At 45.7% G+C, this 22,570-nt stretch carries 13 protein-coding genes, 7 tRNA genes and 1 riboswitch; of the genes, 1 reads left to right on the top strand and 19 read right to left on the bottom strand.

The window, feature by feature from the left end:
• Nucleotides 1-281: 281 nt before the first annotated feature.
• The 19 genes from rpoC to MZO41_RS12355 form a co-directional block, all read right to left on the bottom strand.
• Nucleotides 282-3,923 (bottom strand): DNA-directed RNA polymerase subunit beta', encoded by a 3,642-nt coding sequence (gene rpoC / locus MZO41_RS12445; protein ID WP_003641247.1) that lies wholly within the window; start codon nucleotides 3,921-3,923, stop codon nucleotides 282-284.
• 17 nt (nucleotides 3,924-3,940) lie between these two features.
• Complete coding sequence (gene rpoB, locus MZO41_RS12440; protein WP_080396937.1) at nucleotides 3,941-7,546, bottom strand: DNA-directed RNA polymerase subunit beta; 3,606 nt, start codon at nucleotides 7,544-7,546, stop codon at nucleotides 3,941-3,943.
• Between the two features lie 255 nt (nucleotides 7,547-7,801).
• On the bottom strand, nucleotides 7,802-8,404 hold the full coding sequence (locus tag MZO41_RS12435; RefSeq protein WP_013355334.1) for a TetR/AcrR family transcriptional regulator: 603 nt from the start codon (nucleotides 8,402-8,404) through the stop codon (nucleotides 7,802-7,804).
• 178 nt (nucleotides 8,405-8,582) lie between these two features.
• Complete coding sequence (locus tag MZO41_RS12430; RefSeq protein WP_003641244.1) at nucleotides 8,583-11,087, bottom strand: ATP-dependent Clp protease ATP-binding subunit; 2,505 nt, start codon at nucleotides 11,085-11,087, stop codon at nucleotides 8,583-8,585.
• A gap of 18 nt (nucleotides 11,088-11,105) precedes the next feature.
• Nucleotides 11,106-11,573, bottom strand: a complete 468-nt coding sequence (locus MZO41_RS12425) for a CtsR family transcriptional regulator (protein WP_003644086.1) — start codon at nucleotides 11,571-11,573, stop codon at nucleotides 11,106-11,108.
• Between the two features lie 490 nt (nucleotides 11,574-12,063).
• Nucleotides 12,064-12,137: transfer RNA gene (locus MZO41_RS12420), tRNA-Pro, on the bottom strand.
• A 50-nt stretch (nucleotides 12,138-12,187) separates the two neighbouring features.
• Nucleotides 12,188-12,261, bottom strand: a tRNA-Pro gene (locus MZO41_RS12415).
• A 7-nt stretch (nucleotides 12,262-12,268) separates the two neighbouring features.
• Nucleotides 12,269-12,342 (bottom strand) — tRNA-Arg (locus MZO41_RS12410).
• A 10-nt stretch (nucleotides 12,343-12,352) separates the two neighbouring features.
• Nucleotides 12,353-12,438 (bottom strand) — tRNA-Leu (locus tag MZO41_RS12405).
• An 8-nt stretch (nucleotides 12,439-12,446) separates the two neighbouring features.
• Nucleotides 12,447-12,518: transfer RNA gene (locus tag MZO41_RS12400), tRNA-Gly, on the bottom strand.
• 24 nt (nucleotides 12,519-12,542) lie between these two features.
• Nucleotides 12,543-12,615: transfer RNA gene (locus MZO41_RS12395), tRNA-Thr, on the bottom strand.
• 3 nt (nucleotides 12,616-12,618) lie between these two features.
• Nucleotides 12,619-12,700 (bottom strand) — tRNA-Leu (locus MZO41_RS12390).
• A gap of 416 nt (nucleotides 12,701-13,116) precedes the next feature.
• A complete protein-coding gene (serS, locus tag MZO41_RS12385; RefSeq protein ID WP_003644085.1) occupies nucleotides 13,117-14,394 on the bottom strand; it encodes a serine--tRNA ligase in 1,278 nt (425 codons plus the stop codon).
• 282 nt (nucleotides 14,395-14,676) lie between these two features.
• Nucleotides 14,677-15,312 carry a deoxynucleoside kinase gene (locus MZO41_RS12380; protein ID WP_003641239.1) on the bottom strand — a complete coding sequence of 212 codons (636 nt, stop codon included), beginning with the start codon at nucleotides 15,310-15,312 and terminating at the stop codon, nucleotides 14,677-14,679.
• 395 nt (nucleotides 15,313-15,707) lie between these two features.
• Nucleotides 15,708-16,481 (bottom strand): M15 family metallopeptidase, encoded by a 774-nt coding sequence (locus tag MZO41_RS12375; protein ID WP_016527004.1) that lies wholly within the window; start codon nucleotides 16,479-16,481, stop codon nucleotides 15,708-15,710.
• Nucleotides 16,482-16,826: 345 nt separating this feature from the next.
• On the bottom strand, nucleotides 16,827-18,278 hold the full coding sequence (locus MZO41_RS12370; RefSeq protein ID WP_003641236.1) for an amino acid permease: 1,452 nt from the start codon (nucleotides 18,276-18,278) through the stop codon (nucleotides 16,827-16,829).
• Nucleotides 18,279-18,421: 143 nt separating this feature from the next.
• Nucleotides 18,422-18,603, bottom strand: a riboswitch (Lysine riboswitch).
• Between the two features lie 58 nt (nucleotides 18,604-18,661).
• Nucleotides 18,662-20,344: an acetolactate synthase AlsS gene (alsS, locus tag MZO41_RS12365; protein WP_003644083.1), complete on the bottom strand. Its 1,683-nt coding sequence runs from the start codon at nucleotides 20,342-20,344 to the stop codon at nucleotides 18,662-18,664.
• Nucleotides 20,345-20,529: 185 nt separating this feature from the next.
• Nucleotides 20,530-21,054, bottom strand: a complete 525-nt coding sequence (locus MZO41_RS12360; RefSeq protein WP_003641234.1) for an Rrf2 family transcriptional regulator — start codon at nucleotides 21,052-21,054, stop codon at nucleotides 20,530-20,532.
• 11 nt (nucleotides 21,055-21,065) lie between these two features.
• Nucleotides 21,066-21,611: a GNAT family N-acetyltransferase gene (locus MZO41_RS12355; protein WP_003641233.1), complete on the bottom strand. Its 546-nt coding sequence runs from the start codon at nucleotides 21,609-21,611 to the stop codon at nucleotides 21,066-21,068.
• Between the two features lie 62 nt (nucleotides 21,612-21,673).
• Between MZO41_RS12355 and MZO41_RS12350 the strand changes: the two genes are divergently transcribed.
• Nucleotides 21,674-22,468 carry a lp_1002 family arylesterase gene (locus MZO41_RS12350; RefSeq protein WP_003641232.1) on the top strand — a complete coding sequence of 265 codons (795 nt, stop codon included), beginning with the start codon at nucleotides 21,674-21,676 and terminating at the stop codon, nucleotides 22,466-22,468.
• The last annotated feature ends 102 nt before the right edge of the window (nucleotides 22,469-22,570 follow it).

Here is a 22,570-nt window from a genome sequence, read left to right as displayed (position 1 = left end):
AACTTTATTTATCGAATTCAAATTGAGTTCAAAATCAAAATCGAAAAAAAGAACCCAATTCGTAAATGAATTGGATTCTAAATATAACTTCATCAACACCGGTTGACAGAGACCCCACTAACTAAGCAAGTTTACACAAACTTGAACTTTTCCAGCAAGGCTCAGTTAGTCTTCTCCCCCTGAAGATCAACCTTCATCGCCGAACGCCCCAGATAGCTTACCTACAATCGTGCATACAAAAAGGACGACCACAATGGCCGCCCTTTTTAGTTACTTAGCAATTACTTGCTAGCATCTTGTTCTTGCATTTGTTTTTCAAGGTCGCTGATTGAGTAAACCCCATCAGCCACGTTGCCAACTTCCTTTGGTTTGATATGACGGTAAACCGGCATACCAGTCCCAGCAGGAATGATCTTACCAATGATAACATTTTCCTTAAGCCCGATCAGTGGATCGTTCTTACCACGAATAGCAGCATCAGTTAAGACCCGTGTCGTTTCCTGGAATGAAGCAGCTGACAAGAAACTATTCGTTTCAAGAGCGGCTTTAGTAATCCCAAGAATGACTGGCCGTGACGTTGCAGGAATACCACCAGCAATCAAGGTCTTGTAGTTCTCGTCCTTGAAGTCTGCAATATCCATTAACGTCCCAGGCAAGACGTCGGTATCGCCCGGATCCATGACCCGAACCTTCCGTAACATTTGCCGAATCATGATTTCAACGTGCTTATCGCCAATTTCAACCCCTTGCATCCGATAAACCTTTTGAACTTCACGGAGCAAGTAGTTTTCAGTTGATAAGACATCACGTACTTGAATCAATTGCTTAGGATCGATCGACCCAATGTTCAACGCAGCACCACGGTGAATAAAGTCGCCTTCACTAACCGCCATCCGTGCTGTTAACGGCAACGTGTAAGTCCGGGTATCAGTTTCACCCTTAACCGTAACTTCCTTCGTCCGTTCCGCTGGATTTTCTTCAATTAATTCAACCGTCCCAGTAACTTCTGAGATTTCGGCACGCCCTTTAGGATTCCGTGATTCCACAATTTCTTGCACACGAGGCAACCCTTGGGTAATATCGTCCCCGGCAACACCACCGGTATGGAAGTTCCGCATGGTTAGCTGAGTACCGGGTTCACCGATAGACTGTGCGGCAACTGTCCCAACAGCTTCACCAACTTCAACTTCATCACCAGTAGCCATGTTACGGCCGTAGCAATGTTCACAAACCCCATGCTTAGTGTTGCAAGTAAATGCAGAACGGATCGTAACTTCCGTTACACCAGCATCAACGATTTTATGAGCTAAGTCTTCGTCGATCAAGACGTTGTTACCAACAATTTCATCATGCGTTTCAGGATCAAAGACAGTCTTCATCGTGTAACGACCTAAGATCCGGTCATACAACGGTTCGATGACTTCGTTACCTTCCATGATTGCGTGAATCCGCAACCCACGGTCAGTCCCACAATCCTTTTCACGAACGATAACATCTTGAGCCACATCAACCAGACGCCGAGTCAAGTAACCTGAGTTGGCAGTCTTAAGCGCCGTATCGGTCATCCCTTTACGAGCACCGTGGGTTGAAATGAACATTTCCAAGACAGACAAACCTTCACGGAAGTTTGAAAGGATTGGTAATTCCATGATCTTACCGTTAGGGGCAGCCATCAAACCACGCATCCCAGCTAACTGAGTAAAGTTTGAAATGTTACCACGCGCACCAGAATCACTCATCATAAAGATTGGGTTATCCGCGTTGAAACTTTCAATCAGTTTTTGTTGGATTTGGTCCTTAGCGTCGTTCCAGACACCAATGACCCGTTCATAACGTTCGTCATCAGTAATTAAACCACGACGGAACTGTTTTGAAATCGTATTAACTTGTTTATGGGCTTCGGCGATAATTGCTGGTTTTTCTTTCAAACCAGTAATATCGGCAACCCCAACCGTCAAACCAGACTTAGTTGAAATGTTGTAACCTAAGTCCTTCATCCGGTCAAGCAAGAGTGACGTTGCTGTCACGTGATATTGCTTGTAAACTTCAGCGATAATGTCGGCCAAGAAGCCCTTCTTGAATGGTGGAATGATTTCCTGGGCATCCAAGAATTGATGAATATCTTCACCAGGCTTCAAGAAATACTTGTCCGGTGTACCAGCAATCAAGTTATCGTTAGTTGGTTCGTTCAAGTAAGGGAACTTGCCAGGCAAAATGTTGTTGAAGATTGCCTTACCAACCGTCGTGACTAAGACTGCTTGCTTCTGATCGTCCGTGAATGGCTTGTCAGGCATTGATGAGACCTGAATGCCGACCCGGCTATGCAAATGTACATAACCTGATTGGTAAGCCTTTTGCGCTTCATTCAAGTCCTTGAAGATCATACCTTCGCCTTCACGACCGATTTCTTCAGTCGTCAAGTAGTAGTTACCGATAACCATATCTTGAGATGGCGTAACAACGGGTTTCCCGTCCTTAGGCGCCAAAATATGGTGGGCAGCCAACATTAAGAGCCGTGCTTCAGCTTGGGCTTCATCTGAAAGTGGGACGTGAATAGCCATTTGGTCCCCATCGAAATCGGCGTTGTAAGCTTCACAAGCCAATGGATGGAGCCGCATCGCTTTACCACTAACCAAGACGGGTTCGAAAGCTTGAATCCCTAAACGGTGAAGCGTAGGGGCGCGGTTCAAGAGAACAGGATGTTCCTTGATAACGTCTTCCAACACACCCCAGACATCGTCATCGGCATGTTCGATCTTTCGCTTAGCATTCTTGATGTTAGAAGCTAATTCACGTTTAACCAATTCCTTCATGATAAACGGTTTGAACAATTCCAACGCCATTTGACGTGGTAAGCCCATTTGGTTCATCTTCAAGAAAGGCCCAACATCGATAACCGAACGACCAGAATAGTCAACCCGCTTACCAAGTAAGTTTTGACGGAACCGCCCTTGCTTCCCTTTCAACATGTGTGAAAGAGACTTCAATGGCCGGTTACCAGGACCAGCAACGGGACGGCCACGACGACCATTATCGATCAACGCATCAACGGCTTCTTGCAACATCCGCTTTTCGTTTTGCACGATAATCCCAGGTGCATTTAAGTCCAACAAGCGTTTCAACCGGTTATTACGGTTGATAACCCGCCGGTACAAGTCGTTCAAGTCAGAGGTGGCAAAACGACCACCTTCCAATTGAACCATTGGCCGTAAGTCCGGGGGAATAACCGGAATTGCGTCCATTACCATCCAAGCTGGTTCGTTACCAGATGTCACGAAAGCTTCGATGATATCAAGCCGCCGAACGGCCCGGGTCCGCTTCTGACCAGAAGCATCCTTCAGAGTTTCCTTTAAATCACGTGCTTCTTTTTCAAGATCCACGTTATTCAATAACCGTTTGATGGCTTCGGCACCCATGGCAGCTTCAAATTCGTTACCATATTGAGCCTTCTTCTCACGGTATTCACGTTCAGAAAGTAATTGCTTCTTTTCAAGTGGCGTATTACCAGATTCGATAACGACGTATGAAGCGAAGTAAATGATTTCTTCAAGTGCCCGGGGACTCATGTCTAAGACTAAGCCCATCCGGCTAGGAATTCCCTTAAAGTACCAGATGTGAGTAACTGGTGCGGCAAGTTCGATATGACCCATCCGTTCACGACGGACTTTACTACGAGTCACTTCGACCCCACAACGGTCACAGACAATACCCTTATAACGAATCCGTTTGTATTTACCACAAGCACATTCCCAATCCTTAGTAGGACCAAAAATCCGTTCGTCAAACAGACCGTCTTTTTCAGGTTTCAATGTCCGGTAGTTAATGGTTTCTGGCTTTTTGACTTCGCCATATGACCAGCTGCGAATCTTGTCTGGGGATGCCAGACCGATTTGCATGCTTTCAAACTTGTTGACATCGATCAAAGGACCGACCTCCCTTTTTATTGATTATCTTGCTGAGCGTTGGTTGTTTCAGAAGGCTTAGCGGCGTCAGCTTTTGCGGCCTTGTCCGCAGCCTTCTCATCTTGTTGTTGTTTAAACTTGCTGAGTGCATCGACATTGACAACTTCATCGTCATCATCATCCATGTCCCGCAATTCGATTTCTTTGTCTTCAGAATCCAAGACTTTCATGTCAAGACCGAGTGCTTGCAATTCCTTAACCAACACGCGGAATGATTCCGGTACGCCAGGCTTTGGAATTGGTTCGCCCTTAACGATTGCTTCATAGGTCTTAACCCGACCAACAACGTCATCGGACTTGTAAGTCAAGATTTCCTGCAAGGTATAAGCTGCACCATAAGCTTCCAAGGCCCAAACTTCCATTTCACCGAAACGTTGGCCCCCAAATTGCGCTTTCCCACCAAGTGGTTGTTGCGTAACCAAAGAGTAAGGTCCGATTGAACGAGCATGGATCTTATCGTCAACCATGTGACTAAGCTTCATGTAGTGCATGACCCCAACAGCGACCCGCTTATCGAACGGTTCACCAGTCCGACCATCATAGACGATCGACTTGGCATCTGAATCAACCCCAGCTTCACGAATGGCTTCCCAAATATCTGTATCTTGAGCACCATCAAAGACAGGCGTTGCCATGTGAATTCCTAACTTCCGAGCAGCCATCCCCAAATGCAATTCGAGCACTTGCCCGATATTCATACGAGAAGGCACACCCATTGGGCTTAACATGATATCGATTGGTGTCCCATCAGGCATGTACGGCATGTCTTCTTCAGGAACCACGATTGAAACCGTCCCTTTGTTACCATGCCGACCGGCCATCTTGTCACCAACTTGGATCTTCCGCTTTTGTGCGATGTAGACCCGAACCATCATGTTAACGCCAGGAGATAATTCATCACCGTTTTCACGAGTGAAGATCTTAACGTCCTGGATGATACCGCCGCCACCATGAGGAACCCGGAGTGACGTATCCCGAACTTCACGCGCCTTTTCACCAAAGATCGCATGGAGAAGCCGTTCTTCAGCTGACAATTCCGTAACCCCTTTAGGCGTTACCTTACCAACCAAGATGTCACCGTCTTTAACTTCGGCCCCAATCCGGATAATCCCGTCTTCGTCAAGGTTCTTCAATGCATCTTCCCCGACGTTAGGAATTTCACGAGTCATTTCTTCAGGTCCAAGCTTGGTGTCACGTGCTTCTGATTCATATTCTTCAATATGAATTGACGTGTAGACGTCTTCACGGACTAAACGTTCATTAATAATGATGGCATCTTCGAAGTTATAACCATTCCAAGTCATGAAAGCAACTAATGGGTTTTGCCCAAGGGCTAATTCCCCACCTTCCATTGCTGGACCATCGGCTAAGACTTCATCGTTATCAACGTGATCGCCAACTTTAACGATTGGCCGTTGGTTATAGTTCTTACCACCGTTAGAACGACGGAATTTCATTAACTTGTAAGTGTCTAATGAACCATCATCGCGACGAACGCGAACTTCGCGAGCATCAACGTATTCAACCGTTCCTTCATGACGACAAAGCAAGGCAATCCCTGAGTCATGTGCAGCTTTATATTCAATCCCAGTCCCAATTAATGGCGCGTGAGGATCAAGTAACGGCACCGCTTGTCGTTGCATGTTGGCACCCATCAAAGCACGGTTAGAGTCATCGTTTTCCAAGAAAGGAATACATGCCGTTGCGACGGCAACCACTTGTTTAGGCGAAACGTCCATGTAATCGACATTTTCGATTGGCGTTTCCAAGTTTTCTTCCTTGTTACGAGCTAAAACAGTGTCTTCAACGAAAGAACCATCATCATTCAATGGAGAGTTGGCTTGTGCAATCACAAATTGGTCTTCTTCATCGGCTGCTAAGTAGTCGATTTTATCGGTAACCTTATGCGTTGTCCAATCGACACGCCGGTATGGCGTTTCGATGAAGCCGTAACGGTTGACCTTCGCATAAGAAGACAAACTGTTGATCAAACCAATGTTAGGGCCTTCAGGCGTTTCGATTGGGCACATCCGACCGTAGTGGGTATAGTGCACGTCACGAACTTCATATCCGGCCCGATCACGAGTCAAACCACCAGGTCCTAAGGCTGATAAACGCCGCTTATGCGTTAATTCACCTAAGGGGTTGGTTTGGTCCATGAATTGTGACAATTGTGATGACCCAAAGAATTCCTTAATTGAAGCAACCACTGGGCGAATGTTAATCAATTGTTGTGGCGTTACCGTCGCAGCATCTTGAATCGACATCCGTTCACGCACAACCCGTTCCATCCGGGATAACCCAATCCGGAATTGGTTTTGCAATAATTCACCCACGGAACGAATCCGCCGGTTACCCAAGTGATCAATATCATCGGTTGAGCCAAGACCTTCTTGCAAGTTGAAGAAGTAATTAATGGAAGCAATGATATCAGCAGGCACAATGTGCTTGAACTTCAAATCAATGTTGCCATTACCAATCACGTTCACAACCTTTTCAGGGTCGTTTTGTGAATAAACCTTAACAACTTGTAAGACCATTGGATTCGTAACAACGGCTTCGTCAGATGGTGTGTAAGTAACCGTCTTAAAGTCGTCACGTTCCAAGTATGGGGATAGTTTAGCCATGACATTCTTGTCAATGACCGTATCCTTTTGCGCAATAACTTCACCAGTATCAGGATCAGCTAATGTCTCAGCTAACGTTTGGTCCATTAAGCGCGTCTTCATGCTTAACTTCTTGTTAACCTTGTAGCGACCAACTGGTGCGAAGTCATACCGTTTTGGATCGAAGAACCGAGCAGTCAATAGGCTCCGCGAACTGTCAGCCGTCTTAGGTTCACCAGGACGTAGCCGTTCGTAGATATCTTTTAAGGATTCTTCAACCCGGGAGTCGTCGGTGTTCTTATGAACGTCCTTTTCCAACGTCAACATCAAACTGTCAGTTTCGCCCAACATGTCAATAATGTCATCGTCAGAACCATAGCCTAAGGCCCGGACTAATTCCGTCAATGGAATCTTCCGCGTACGATCGATCCGTACGTATGAGACATTCTTGGCGTCAGTTTCAAGTTCTAACCAAGCACCCCGGTTAGGAATAACCGTTGTGCCGTAGCTAGGACGCCCATTTTTATCTAATTCTTCATTGAAGTAAACGCCGGGTGAACGAACCAATTGTGAAACAATGACCCGTTCGGCACCGTTGATAATAAACGTCCCTTGTTCAGTCATTAATGGAAAATCACCGAAGAATACGTCTTGCGACTTAATTTCACCAGTTTCATGGTTAGTTAAACGTAGGGTAACGTGCAATGGTGCCGAGTAGTTGGCATCATGTTCACGAGCTTCTTCGACGGTGTACTTTGGTTCTAATAATTGATAGTCGACAAATTCAAGTGAAAGTTTTCCTGCGAAATCGTCGATCGGCATAATATCTTCAAACATTTCCCGGAGACCTTCATCCAAGAACCATTGGTAAGAATCGGTCTGGATTTCGATCAAGTTAGGCAAATCAAGAACTTCCTTGATACGTGCATAACTTCTACGGGTACGGTGTTTACCGTATTTTACTAAATGTCCGGCCAAGTTGTTCACCCCTTCTTATTATTCCGGAACCCGCCACCTCCGGTCAAATATTACATTTGTGTTACAAATGCGTTTTTGACCGAATTTTAGGCATAAAAAAACCAAAAATAGTCGCTTAAGTTGACTATTTTTGGATTTATATTAACGAGCCGCACAGACAATAGATTGCGCGTTCGCTCGAGTTCACGGTTACAGACAAGTTATAATATACATCGAATAACGTTAGTTGTCAACTAGTAGACTTCTCTGCCGCCATTAGTTTTCTGGTTCACTCGCAACCCCGTATAAGATCATCTTTAAAAGAGTTTGAACGTGGGTCCGCTCGTCAGCATGAGGATCACCGATTTGATGAAAACTATTAAACAGTGGACTCAAGCTGGTGATATAGAAATTCGTCGCCATCTGTGGTGTGACCCCCACATGTAGTTGCATGTCAGGTTGCTCAAAAACGGTTTGAATCGGCTTCACATAATCAGTAACAAATATGCCGCCCAACTCGCGAATATGTTCATGCGTTAATGCTTTGAAACTGGAATGAATTAACGTGAAGACATCAGCCGGATGCTTATGCGTTAGTAATAGCGAGACTTCTGTTAATTGATCCAACGGAGACCAATCCGCACGGACTTGAATCGCTTCAATGCCAGCCTTGATTTCCGCACCGACCGTCGTAATGACAGCCAGAAAGATGACCTCTTTATCTTTAAAATGGTGATAAAGCGCGGGCTGCGTAATGCCAATCGCATTCGCAATGTCGCGCGTACTTGTCGCATCATACCCATTTCTTAAAAACAGTTCCCGGGCTGTGTCTAAAATCGCCTGGTGCGTCTTCGCCATCTGTTCGGCTCGTGTCGCCATGTTATCATCTTCTTTCTTGACTTTATTTCCTATTATAATTTACACCAATCAGCACCGAACCACCAGCCTCAGATCCTACAGTTCACTTCAGTGGGTAGCATCTTAATACCGATTGAACCTAAAAGATGACGCCTGAAGTGGACTACCACTTCAAGCGTCATCTTTAATTTAATCGCGCCTACTTTGAGGAAACGGTCGAACGACCATCTGCCTTAGGCTGGTTTTTAATATTAATTGTAATGGTACCCTTGCTAGCACCAATCGTAACTTGGTCATCGACCTTGATCGCGCCGGTCAATAATTCTTCACTCAACCGATCTTCGATTTCAGTCTGTAATGCCCGTCGAATTGGTCGTGCTCCGTACTCAGGGTCAAAGCCAGCCTTCGCAACCACGTCAATGGCAGCCGGAGTGATTTTGATCTTGATACCTTGTTGGGCCACTCGATCAACAATTTCTTGTGACATCAACTTAACGATTTCGTGTAATTCTTCCTTATTCAATGAATGGAAGACGATTGTTTCGTCGATCCGGTTTAAGAATTCTGGGCGGAACGTCTGTTTTAACGTTGCTCGAATCGTCGCAGCAACCGCATTGTAGTCATTGGCCTTATCAGTTGCACCAAAACCAACTGATTTTTCATCACGAAGTGTGGTTGCCCCAAGGTTCGACGTCATAATCAGAATCGTATTTCTGAAGTCTACCTTCCGACCCTTAGAATCCGTCAAGTAGCCGTCATCCAAAACTTGTAACAAAATGTTAAAGACGTCCGGATGAGCTTTTTCAACTTCATCAAATAGCACGACCGAGTATGGTTTCTGGCGAACCTTCTCTGTCAGCTGACCGCCCTCGTCATAACCAACGTAACCAGGTGCCGAGCCAATCAAACGACTAGTCGAATAGCGTTCCATGTATTCAGACATGTCGATCCGAATCATATTATCTTCAGACCCGAACATCGCTGCTGCCAAGGCTTTTGCTAGCTCCGTCTTACCAACCCCAGTTGGTCCTAAGAACATAAAGGAACCAATTGGCCGACTCGGATCTTTCAACCCGCTGCGCGCACGGCGAATAGCACGAGCCACTGCGGATACGGCTTCTGGCTGTCCAACAACCCGTTCATGCAAAATCTTTTCCAAGTTAACTAAGCGTTCACTTTCAGATTTTTGCAATTGCGTTAACGGAACCCCGGTCCATTCGGCAACGACCTGAGCAATATCCTCACCTGTGACTTGTAAATCATAGTGTGGTGTTGCCCCCTCAGTCACTTCGGCGTCTTGGTCAGCTTCGATTCGATCTAGGCGTTGCTTCAGTTGCATCTCCTGCTTACGAATATCAGCGGCCTGTTCAAAATCTTGTGCTTCGATCGCTGTTTCCTTATCCTCACGCAGTTGCGCTAACTTGTCCTGGTTCTTGGATAGCTTCGTTGGTTGATCCATCTGATCGATGCGGACTTTAGCTGCCGCCTCATCCATCAAGTCAATGGCCTTATCAGGCAAGAAACGATCACTGATATACCGGCTGGATAGCTTGACTGCTTGATCAACAGCTTCATCCGTAATCGTAACCCGATGATGTTCTTCATAGCGTGGCCGTAGTCCATCTAAGATTTCAACGGCTTCGTCTTCGGTCGGTTCATTGACCATGACCGTTGCAAAACGCCGTTCCAACGCAGCGTCAGATTCAATGTACTTTTGATACTCATTTAAAGTGGTTGCCCCAATCGTTTGGAGTTCCCCTCGTGCAAGTGCGGGTTTCAGAATATTAGAGGCATCAATAGCCCCTTCAGCACCACCGGCACCAATCAAGGTATGCAATTCATCGATAAATAAGATCACATGGCCATCGTTGTAAATTTCATCAATCACTTTTTTCAGGCGGTCTTCGAATTCACCACGATACTTTGTCCCAGCGACTAGTGACCCCATATCGAGCATCATCAAGCGCTTATCTGCCATATCAGTTGGCACATCACCGGCCACAATCTTTTGGGCTAGACCTTCGGCGATTGCAGTCTTCCCAACCCCAGGTTCACCAATCAAGACCGGATTATTCTTCGTCCGCCGTGACAGGATCTGAATGACCCGTTTGACTTCCTTGGAACGACCTACTACCGGGTCCATTTCTTGTTCACTAGCTAATTGGGTCAAATCGCGCGCCAGAGAATCCAAGGTTGGCGTTCCTTCAGTCTTCTTGCCACCGCGATTAGCCGCGTTACCCTTGCGCTTACTCATGGCGTCACTGACACCTAGCTTGCGAAGAACGACTTTACGCGTCTGACCTAGATCTAAGTTTAAATTCATTAAAATTCGCGAGGAAAGGATACTTTCATCAGAGAGCATCGCTAACAACAAATGTTCCGTTCCAATCTTGTTGGCACCGAGCCGTTTTGCTTCATCACCGGCAACGGACAAAATTTCTTTGGCCTTTGGTGAATATGGCAAGTAAGTATCCTTGCCAACATTGCTCAACGTCCCATAGCCAGTGAACCGTTCGATTTCTTCACGAATGTCATCTTCACTAACGGCATATTGTTGTAGCACCTTATTAGCAATTCCATTCTTTTCGATGGCCAATGCTAATAGCAAATGCTCCGTACCAACTGCCTGATGCTTGAAATATTTGGCCTGTTCCTGTGCCAGTACCAGCACACTTTTGGCACTAGGTGTAAATAAGTTATCCATTGCGATTCCTCGCTTTCTTTAGCTTTCGTAACGCAAGTGGTTCAAGATTCCGATAATTATCCGGGCCCGCAGACTGTTTTCTAAGTCCCGGTCCGTTAATCCTAACGTCTCGTGGTCAATCGCCACTAAAATCAATTGCGCTTCTCGACGATTTAAGACGTCGTCCTCGTATAAACTTTGGACGACCGCATAAGCATCTCGTTGTGTGATTGAATCGCCGATCACCTGTATGAGGGCGTCCAACACATCAGCATCATCGACCAAATTAACCTTCTCAATGCGAATATAACCACCACCGCCACGTTTACTTTCAACTAAGTAACCATTTTGGATCGTAAACCGGGTCTTAATCACATAATTAATCTGTGAGGGTACCACGTTGAAAAGGTCGGCAATTTCTGACCGTCGAATTTCAACATGCTCCGAGTCCGCCAAAATACTTTTTAAATACTTTTCAATAATATCCGAGATATTTTGACTTTGCATGTGCTTCACCCTTTTCATTATCTTTGACTAATATTGACTATTATTATACGAGGATAATGGAAAAAAGCAAAGAATTTCACCCAAACCGCGGACTAGCATGTGCTTAACGGTTGTTACAGCATAGCACGCCAAACGTTTGCTTTCAATTGATTCAACCGTTTAGAACCTCATAATGATTAAATTATTAGGTCTCCATATTCATTGAACTACCTATTTAAAATATGTCAAGTTGAGTCACTCCTCATTGCAGGCGATGGGCACTGGTATCACAACGATGAACAGCAGTTCCGAGACTAATTTCTCCGAGCTCATGACTAACAGTGGCTGTTGCCTTGTCGGGATTATGAGTCACAACCACCGTATTCTTCACATGGCTGACTTAGTGAGTAACGTCGCAAAAGTGTCCCCTGACCGTTGAAACACCCCTGCTTACAAAAAAGGCCATAAAAAAAATCCAGCCAAATGACTGGATTAGTTGGTTTAACCGTAATCGGGAAAACAGGATTTGAACCTGCGACCCCTACGTCCCGAACGTAGTGCTCTACCAAGCTGAGCTACTTCCCGAGAAAATTAAATAAAAAGCCTTAGCACTTAACTAAGACTGTGTTAAACGATCGGGAAAACAGGATTCGAACCTGCGACCCCCTGGTCCCAAACCAGGTGCTCTACCAAGCTGAGCTATTTCCCGATACTAATGCACCCAGTAGGAGTCGAACCTACAACCTTCTGATTCGTAGTCAGACACTCTATCCAATTGCGCTATGGGTGCTTATTTAAAATGCCGAGGACCGGGATCGAACCGGTACGGTTATCACTAACCGCAGGATTTTAAGTCCTGTGCGTCTGCCAATTCCGCCACCCCGGCAAATTAAAAGCGGAAGACGGGATTCGAACCCGCGACCCCCACCATGGCAAGGTGATGTTCTACCACTGAACTACTTCCGCATAATAAAGCTATTAAATTGTAAATGCCGACTAGAGGATTCGAACCTCCGACCTCCTCATTACTAGTGAGATGCTCTGCCAACTGAGCTAAGTCGGCATGTGCGGGTGAAGGGACTCGAACCCCCACGTCGTAAGACACTAGAACCTAAATCTAGCGCGTCTGCCAGTTCCGCCACACCCGCATGATGTTAATCATGCCTTGTTGCCGGTTCAAACAGTTCTTACTGGTATGCCTTGACAACTATTTAACTTTATCATCATGTTGAATACTTGTCAACAACTTTTTTCAAATAAATGGATAAATATACTTTTTACTGGATAAACAAGTTATATTTTTCCGACAAGAAATATTATAGCACGGTAGCCGAAAATAGCAAACCCTATTTTCAAAAAAAGGTGAATAAATTTCAGTAAACCCAGCTTTTTCGCCCTTTTGCGCCTGAAATGTTGTCCCGACATTCTGCCCGTCCCGCAATTATTTAGTCAACTCGGCCGTTATTTCCACTCACATTTTAAAATCGACAGTTCCCTTTAATACTCATTAATTATGCAAAAAAAGCGAACTCGCATCACTGCGAGTTCGCTAACTTCATCTCAATTAACCTTGTTTTTCAATCTTCGTCTTACCGTGCATATATGGAACTAATACATCTGGAATCGTAACCGTCCCATCTTCATTTTGATAGTTTTCCAAAATAGCTGCAACGGTCCGACCGACAGCTAAGCCACTCCCGTTCAAAGTATGAACGAATTGCAATTTGCCATCGTCATCGCGATATTGAATGTGCGCCCGCCGAGCTTGGAAATCAGTACAATTTGAACAACTCGAGATTTCCCGGTACTTGTCTTGTTCTGGGAACCAAACTTCCAAGTCATGTGTCATGGCAGCTGTGAAGCTCATGTCACCAGTCGTTAACGTAATAACGTGATATGGTAACCCAAGTTTCTTTAGCAATGATTCGGCATTGTTGGTCAACTTCTCTAATTCATCCCATGAATCTTCTGGTTTCGTGAACTTAACCATTTCAACCTTATTGAATTGGTGTAAGCGAATCAAGCCTTTCGTATCACGACCAGCACTACCAGCTTCTTCACGGAAGGCTGGTGATAAGGCCGTAAAGTAAACTGGTAATTTTTCAGCTGGAATAACTTCATCACGATAATAGTTGACTAATGGCACCTCGGCCGTTGGAATCAACGTCAAATCTTGCGTCGTAATCCGGAAAGCGTCTTCCTTGAACTTAGGAAATTGGCCGGTACCGTACATAGATTCATCAGTGACCATGTATGGCGGCAAAACTTCCGTATACCCTTCAGCTTCGTGCTGGTCTAAGAAAAAGTTGTAAACGGCGCGTTCCAGTTTAGCACCATCGCCCACGTAGTATAAGAAACGACTACCAGAAACCTTAGCACCGCGCTCAAAGTCTAAGATGCCTAAATCTTCACCGATATCCCAATGTGCTTTCGGCGTAAAGTCAAAATGCCGTGGTGTCCCGATTCGACGTAATTCAACGGCATCTTCTTCTTTCAAGCTAACTGGTACGTCGGGATGGGGCATGTTTGGTAAATGTGCAGCCATATCCTGAACTTGGGCATCGACTGTCCGCCGTTCTTCATCCAACGTCTTCACATCGGCGCTAACTTTTTGCATTTCTGCAATTTCGGCACTAGCGTCTTCCTTGTTCCGCTTCTTCTGTGAAATTTCGCCTGAAACTTGGTTACGCGTCGACTTCAATTGTTCGCTCTTGGCGATCAATTCACGACGCTTTTCATCAGCGGCCAATAAATCATCGATGTCACTCGCAGCAACGCCCCGATGACCAAGCTGTTCTTTTACAAAATCTGGATTTTGACGAATCATTTTAACATCTAACATAACGACGTCTCCTTTTCACTTTTAATCGTAAATAAAAACAGTCTCTCCTCCCAATTGGGACGAAGAGACTGCGATTCGCGGTACCACCCAAGTTCAGGATCATGATTAATCCCACCCTTAAACGGATAACGGCCGTGCCGTGCAGTATTACCTGCCCACATTGTCGCGCCGGAGTTTCGACTACCGATTCACACCACCCACCGGTTCTCTGAACGTCTACTTAAAAACGCGCCGTGTTTAATATTCACTGTCTACTATAAAACATTGATTCTAAAAAGGCAACTAGCCTAAACTAGCCACTTTTTCGTCGATCAACCGAATGACTTCCTTACGCGCATCCGCATCGGCGACAAAGTCCAGCTGATCCCCGTCGATCTGCATCTTCGGGCTATGATCATAATTAGCGTACCAGTCGTCATAGCGTTCATTCAAAGTCTGATAATATTTATATAAATCAGGATCTTGATCAATTTGTTCGTAAGAACGGCCCCGCTTTTGGATTCGTTTGAGCATCGTATCAAAAGAAATATTGATATGAATAAGTAAATCAGGACTCTTTTGATGAGACGCTTCTGGCAATTCCTGCATCATGTTATCTAATAATGAATCATAAATGTCAACTTCGGTATTCGTCGCCCGGCCAAGATCACCATTCAAATGAAATAATAATGAATCTTCAAAAATCGACCGGTCTAAGACGTCCAGATCGTTAGCAAAAGCTGATTTAATACTGTCTAACCGTTTATTTAAAAAATAGATTTGTAATAAGAAGGCGTACTTCTTAGGATCCTTATAAAATAACGGCAAAATGGGATTATCATCAACTGACTCGTAAAACGCTTTAGAACCAAAGTGGTTAGCCACTAACTGCGTTAAACTCGTCTTGCCGGCACCGATTGTTCCTGACATTACAAGCATGGGGCGTCTCTCCTTTTAATCACGTCAAAATTTTGATTATCTCTAAAAGCAACACTACATATTGTACGCACCCACGTCTTAAAATGCAATATCTGGTGAGTCAATTCAGTAAAAAACTTCGCACCAGCCACAACTGCGACGCACTAGTCAGCGATCCAAGCAACTCACTAACACACACTGGGTTACCCAAGCCGGCGCTGGTGGCACTTCAGCTTTGAGTGCGGCCTCTGACCAGCATAATCAAGCGACAACGTGTCGTGACCAAATAATACTCAGTTGAGACGAACCCACATTGCTAAACCGAAGACAATTTAAAAGCGCACGCTAGCTAATTCCTAACGTACGCCATAATATAGTATTAATTGGGGGCGGTCATCAATAATACGGCTAGCTTATTACTTGGCCGCCTTTTCTCGAGCTTGCAGCAAGCTGACGTACTGTTCGAGAGTCAAATTGTGCTTAGTCATGAATTCCGCACTCGCCTTACCAACGTAACGGAAATGCCAAGATTCATAGTCAATCCCGGTCGACTGCTTACCATCTTTAGTAAAGCGCAACACAAATCCATAGTCCGCCGCGTGATTAATCAACCACTGCTGACCCTTGTTCTTGTCGGATGATGACAATAATTGATTACCATGAGTGCTGTACCAGTGCGTGTTCATGATATCTGCTGCGAGACCAGTTTCATGCTCACTACCACTAGGAACTGCGACATATTCTTTAGTCAGCTTTAAGGCTTCCTTGGCTGATTTTCCTTGATTCTCATAGGTTTGAATCGACTGATTCCAAACCTCTTTTTGATAAGCAACTGAACGATACCCAGACACGATTGTTGCTGGATAGCCGGCTTTTTTTGCCCCCGCTAGAAAGGCTTCCAATGGTTTGACGATAGAACTACGGACTTCAATACCATCCACGCTCGACTTATTAAATGTCATCTCAGCGCGCTTATGCCACTTATTGACGACCACTAAGTCGCTATCGGTCGATTTAACGCCTTTCGGTAAGGCACTAATCAGTCGTTGCCGCTTGGTCTGTGTCTTCGTCGACTTAGCACTCGTAGAACTACTAGTCGCTTTAGACGTCGACTGGCTAGCACCACAGCCAGCCAGGACACCTGCTAATGACACTAATGCTAGACCTCTTAACAAATTTCTCTTTAACATCTCTCTCGCTGCCTTTCTCATTTCAGCTTAGCATAGTCATAGCCGACTAGCCTATTCTTAAGGATAAGTTTGCGAATTTTTAATGATTCCATATTCTCATTCTATCAAATTACCATAGATATCAGATTAGCGCACCCTCAATTTGCCGCTTGCTATCATTACAATCGTGCAAGCCCCCATTCATAACGATCCGCCGTGACCATCTGTTGTGAGCAGTGTTATCAGCATAAATCAGGACACCTAAAAATACGACCGCGCCTTGAGTTGACAGGTCCAACTCTCGCCGTCAAAAAATGCGATTGACCCAGTGTCAACCGCATTTACTCAAACTATCAAAGTGCGTGCTTAATCTTGATGATGTCGTTTGCGTGTCAAATCAACCTTGTCTAGCGGAATCATCTTAGTATGATAGCGAATCTTATAATAGACATACAAGATGATGAATAACGGGATGCTCATATAGGTCACCCCAATAGCCTGCCAATCAAGCGTTGCAAATGAATGTAAGTCTTGACCAATAATGACCACGACACACAAGATAAAGGCGAACCACGGGCCAAATGGGAACCACTTGGCATGGTACCGCAATTCACTCAATTGATGACCCTGCTTAACAAACGCGCGACGGAAACGCAAATGCGAAATAGCGATTCCTAGCCAAGCGATAAAGCCCGTTAACCCACTGGCCGAAACGAGGAAGATATAAATTCGTTCACCGAATAGACTCGACAAGAACGTGAGTAATCCAATCACCGTCGTTCCTAATAATGCCATGATTGGAATCCCACGACGATTGACCCGACCAAATGTCTTGGGGGCATAACCCTGTAATGACAAAGAATATAACATCCGTGTCGAGGCGTACATCCCCGAATTAGCAGCTGACAATACGGACGTCAAGATCACTGCGTTCATCACACTGGCCGCAGCCGCCAACCCAGCCCGTTTAAAGACTAACGTGAACGGACTGATGGCAATATCGCTCGCTGATGACCCTAGAAGATCTTTCGACGTATAAGGAATAATCGCCGCAATCACGAAAATGGCTAAAATGTAAAATAACAAAATACGCCAAAAAACTTGTTTAATAGCCGCCGGAATACTTTTCTCTGGTGTTGCTGACTCCCCGGCCGTGATCCCAATTAATTCGGTTCCTTGAAACGAAAAACCAGCGACCACGAAGACACTCAAAATCGTTGGAATTCCACCAACAAATGGTGCCTTTTTATAGGTAAAGTTACTGAGGCCAGTGGCATGACCGCCCATGATTCCCACGATCGTCAAGACACCGATAACCAAGAATACGAGCACGGTCACCACTTTAATTAGCGAAAGCCAGTACTCAGTTTCTCCAAACGACCGGACTGACAGCGCGTTGATCGTAAAAATCAAGACGAGCGCAATCAGACTAAAAACCCACCCCGGCACGGATGGCAACCAGAACTGCATGACAATCGCCGCCGTACTAATATCGACCGCTAACGTGATTGCCCAGTTGAACCAGTAATTCCAGCCCATCGCAAATCCAAGTGCCGGGTCAACAAACTTCGTGGCATACGTGGAAAACGAACCTGAAACGGGCAAATAAGTTGCCATTTCGCCCAGACTAGTCATTAAAAAGTAAACCATCACTCCAATACCAACGTAGGCCAGTAATGCTCCCCCTGGCCCAGCCGTTGAAATTGCCGAACCGGACGCGACAAACAGCCCGGTCCCGATACTACCACCTAATGCAATCATGGATAAATGCCGCGTCTGTAAGGAACGATGCACTTCCTGATGTTGTTTTTCTGCCATTGCAGAACCTCCAAAAATCGATTTATATCTAAAAGTGTTCACACCGATTCAGGTTAGCACAATCAAAATAAAAAGCCTCTTTGCCTCACGATAACGTGCGCAAAAAGACTTTAATCAGATTGATTGACATAATTGCTGATTTCATCGTCGATAGCGCCCCGCAACTATTCTAGCTGCGACAGTCCTTGATTTATTCAACCAAGGCCCAACGGATGAATCGGTCACTGATCCATCGATTTCGGCGGTTGCCCCGTTCACTGACCTTCATAAGTGGTGACCCACTTCCAGCCGGCTACTATTGTTAACCGCATCCTCTTCTTTCGATATACTCAACCATTATATCTGACCGACCATCTTTTGACAACCGGTCACTAATGTTAATTTTAATAAAACTGGTCTGGTAACATTGTCTTACCTAACGCCTTGTTATCAGAATAATCAATTGGAATATCCACCACAACTGGACCATCCGTGGCAAAGGCCTGATCAAGCACTTTTTCCAAATCAGCAGGTTGGTTTACCCGCAAGCCAGTCGCACCAAAGCTTTCAGCATACTTCACAAAATCAACTGGGCCAAAGTGGACCGCTGCATCCTCGCCATACTTCATTTCTTCTTGGAATTTAACCATATCGTAGGTACCATCATTCCAGATCAAATGAACGATATTTTGCTTCAGTCGAACAGCCGTTTCCAGCTCTTGGGCGGAAAATAGGAAACCACCATCACCAGAGACAGATACGATTTGCGTATCCGGACGAACCAAAGCCGCTGCGATTGCCCAAGGTAAGGCCACCCCTAGCGTTTGCATCCCATTACTGAACAACAAGTGCCGTGGTTCATAGCTCCGAAAGTGACGCGCCATCCAGATATAATGACTGCCGACATCGACCGTCACTGTCATGTCATCACTGACCCGTTGTTGTAAGGCTGCAATTACTGACAGCGGATGATTTAACTTGGACTGCTTATCAATATTAGGTACGAAATCACGCGTCTGAAGCCGTTCTTGTAATTCACCCAAGTAAGCTCGCGCACTATCGCTAATATCATAGCCCTTCATGTACGGCAACAAAAAGTCTAACGTCTGGGCAATATCACCGATCAATTCGGTTTCCGGTTGGAAATTATGATCAATTTCAGCGCGCATTGCATCGATAACCACGATACGGGATTTGCCTTCCGCATTCCAGTTGCGGGGTTCATATTCAATCGGGTCATAACCGACCGCAATCACTAAGTCGGACTTCTTTAGTAACATATCCCCTGGTTGGTTACGGAATAACCCGACCCGACCGAAGAAATGGTTGGCTTCCAAATCACGTGAAATCACGCCGGCCGCTTGGAAAGTCTCGACAACTGGTAGATTAGCAGCAGCCACCAAGTTCCGAATTGCTTTCGTCACTTCTGGTGAAGAAGCCCGCATCCCGACTAGCAAGACCGGCAACTTAGCTGCTTTGATTTTTTGTGCTAATAACGTGGCTTCGACCGGGCTAGCAGGCCCTAACTTAGGTGCTTGGATTGGTGTAATAACAGGTGTGCGTACAATCGAATCAGTGACATCTTGTGGCACACTAACAAAGCTGGCACCCTGCTTAGCAGCTGTGGCTTCTTGGTAGGCGTTTGCGAGCACTTCCGAAATATTTTCCGGTTCTTGAACTTCCGCACTGTACTTTGTAATCGGCTTAAATAGTGCCGCGTTATTCATACTTTGGTGGGTCAACCGTAACAAGTCAGCACGCTGAACTTGACCAGAAATTGCCAAGACTGGGTCACCTTCAGCAGTTGCCGTTACGAGCCCCGTGGCTAAATTGCTGGCACCGGGGCCAGATGTTGTCATCACTACACCAGGTTTCCCAGTAATCCGACCGATTCCGGCAGCGATAAACGCGGCATTCTGTTCATGCCGCGTCACGATCAACCGCGGACTTTTCGGGTTGACTGGGTGCTCCAAGCGCTCAAAGACCCGATCGATCTTAGCGCCTGGAATCCCGAATACGTACTTAACGTCGTGGTTTACAAGGCTGTCGACGATCGCATCGGCCCCGTAATATTTCTTATCTGGCATGTTGTTCCCCTCTATCTTGTGAAATTCATTGTTAGAATACCATAAAAAACGCTTTAATAACAGCATTTTCAGCCTTGTGAAATAAAGTGTATCATTTTGAAAATGATCCCCGATTGGCAAAAGCGCGTCAATATTGGTTTACCAAGCGAAACCGCTCCCAATTTTTATCGAGTTTGTACGACGTCTCACTTATGTGCCCGCATCCGACTAAGCAACGCATTTAATTGGGCCATTTTATCATCTGAGTAATTCGTCCAATCCAACACTGGGATTTGAGTAACAACTAATAATTCCTTGATCAACGTCGCCAGTTTTTGCTGGTCTAAAAAATCTAACCATAATTGATCCGCTCGCGAAAAAATCCCGTTGACCACTTTCGTCCCTTCATGAGCGACCGGTTCAACGTCCTTAAATACTCGGTCAAAATAACCATAATTCGGAAAGGTCTGCAACGTCCCCTCGATGGCCGCGACCACATCTGTAATTGAAATGTCCTCAGGTGAGCGTGCCAAGTGGACACCCCCGTTATTTCCACTGGTGGACGTGACCAGTCCTGCCACTACTAATTTACGAATAATCTTACGAATATACGAAGCGGAACCACCAATTCGCTCGTGCAAGACATCCGCAGTCAACGGAATCTCCGGTTGCTGTGTAGCCAACAATACCAACACGCAGGCGGCCTGTTCAAACGATTTTGCGAGTTGCATTAACTCACCTCCTAAAGGTTTAATTCCACACAATCAAAGAATAACTCCGTCTGACCAGCGCCAAACGGGGCGTAATCTGGATGGCGAACAGCATCATACTGTCGAAAATTAGCATGCTCTAAGATTCGCTTAGACGCCGGATTATTAGCTAGACAACTGGCTGTGATCCGCCGCAAATGAAGCGTTTCAAACCCGTATCGTAAAATACGTGCAACTGCTGCCGTCATAATGCCCCGCCCCCAATATCGAGCGTTCAACATATACCCGAGATCCATCTCTAAAGTTGCTGGTTCGCCCGTATTCGTCATGCGCTCATACAACCCCACACTGCCGATCACGCGGTGGATCGCTGTTAGTTCAATCGCAAAAATCTGTGGTAACTTCGCTTGTTGTTTCAATAAGAATTCGGCTTCCACTAAGCTGTGCGCTGGCGTAAAGCCCGCCGATGCCGCAATTGACGGATCACGAACTAAGTCATAATAATCCTCTGTATCTGCCAACGTAAATGGCCGTAACTCGAGTTGCTCATTCCGAGTTGTAACCGTAACCATGCCCATATCTGTTCCACCTGACTTGCGTTATAATAGTTATGTTAACCATATCAAATTGAGGTGATCGCATGCAAGTTATTAAGCAAAAATTAACAGCGACGTGCGCGCAATTGACCGGTTATTTGCATCAACCGGATACGAACGCACACCAAACGAACTTACCCGCCATTATTATCGTTCCGGGCGGCTCATACACGCATATTCCAGTGGCGCAAGCAGAGAGTCTCGCCATGGCTTTCGCTGGGCACGGTTACCAGGCCTTTTACTTGGAATATACGCTACTCACTGATCAACAACCACTCGGATTAGCACCCGTATTAGATTTAGGACGAGCAGTCAACTTGCTTCGTCAACACGCGGCCGAATGGCATATTGATCCGCAACAGATCACGCCTGCTGGTTTTAGCGTGGGTGGTCACATTGTGGCACTGTATAACGATTACTGGGCGACCCGCGTGGCAACTGAATTAAACGTAACGCCCGCCATGTTAAAGCCGAATAACGTGGTACTCGGCTATCCAGTCATCAGTCCATTGCTAGGTTTTCCCAAGGATGACGCGACCTTGGCTACCTGGACACCAACGCCGAACGAACTGGCCGCTGACCAACACGTCAATTCAGATAATCAGCCGACTTTTATCTGGACAACGGCTGACGACCCAATTGTTCCAGCAACCAATACGCTTGCCTACGCGACTGCGTTAGCAACTGCTAAGATTCCTTATGAACTACATGTCTTTAAACATGGCCCACACGGACTAGCCCTTGCGAATGCACAAACAGCATGGAAACCAGACGCCAATCAGCCGCACGTCGCCCACTGGTTAACGTTAGCACTTGAATGGCTAGCTGATAATCGTTAGTTCATTACCAGTCGTTGCTAGTTAATATTTTATAGCTGTAAACAAAAAATCGTTTGCTTCGATCAATTTCTCGCAATCAGCCGAGTAGTGTCGATTAAAGCA

Source organism: Lactiplantibacillus sp. C232, from assembly GCF_023806725.1.
GTDB classification, from domain to species: Bacteria; Bacillota; Bacilli; order Lactobacillales; family Lactobacillaceae; genus Lactiplantibacillus; species Lactiplantibacillus plantarum.
This window is presented reverse-complemented; position numbering and strand designations above follow the sequence as displayed.

What these genes read in the sequence shown, in the direction of transcription:
- MZO41_RS12435 (WP_013355334.1), bottom strand. Translation starts at nt 8,404, where the DNA reads ATGGCGACACGAGCCGAACAGATGGCGAAGACGCACCAGGCGATTTTA.
- MZO41_RS12430 (WP_003641244.1), bottom strand. Translation starts at nt 11,087, where the DNA reads ATGGATAACTTATTTACACCTAGTGCCAAAAGTGTGCTGGTACTGGCA.
- MZO41_RS12425 (WP_003644086.1), bottom strand. Translation starts at nt 11,573, where the DNA reads ATGCAAAGTCAAAATATCTCGGATATTATTGAAAAGTATTTAAAAAGT.
- serS (WP_003644085.1), bottom strand. Translation starts at nt 14,394, where the DNA reads ATGTTAGATGTTAAAATGATTCGTCAAAATCCAGATTTTGTAAAAGAA.
- MZO41_RS12380 (WP_003641239.1), bottom strand. Translation starts at nt 15,312, where the DNA reads ATGCTTGTAATGTCAGGAACAATCGGTGCCGGCAAGACGAGTTTAACG.
- MZO41_RS12375 (WP_016527004.1), bottom strand. Translation starts at nt 16,481, where the DNA reads ATGTTAAAGAGAAATTTGTTAAGAGGTCTAGCATTAGTGTCATTAGCA.
- MZO41_RS12370 (WP_003641236.1), bottom strand. Translation starts at nt 18,278, where the DNA reads ATGGCAGAAAAACAACATCAGGAAGTGCATCGTTCCTTACAGACGCGG.
- alsS (WP_003644083.1), bottom strand. Translation starts at nt 20,344, where the DNA reads ATGCCAGATAAGAAATATTACGGGGCCGATGCGATCGTCGACAGCCTT.
- MZO41_RS12360 (WP_003641234.1), bottom strand. Translation starts at nt 21,054, where the DNA reads ATGCAACTCGCAAAATCGTTTGAACAGGCCGCCTGCGTGTTGGTATTG.
- MZO41_RS12355 (WP_003641233.1), bottom strand. Translation starts at nt 21,611, where the DNA reads ATGGGCATGGTTACGGTTACAACTCGGAATGAGCAACTCGAGTTACGG.
- MZO41_RS12350 (WP_003641232.1), top strand. Translation starts at nt 21,674, where the DNA reads ATGCAAGTTATTAAGCAAAAATTAACAGCGACGTGCGCGCAATTGACC.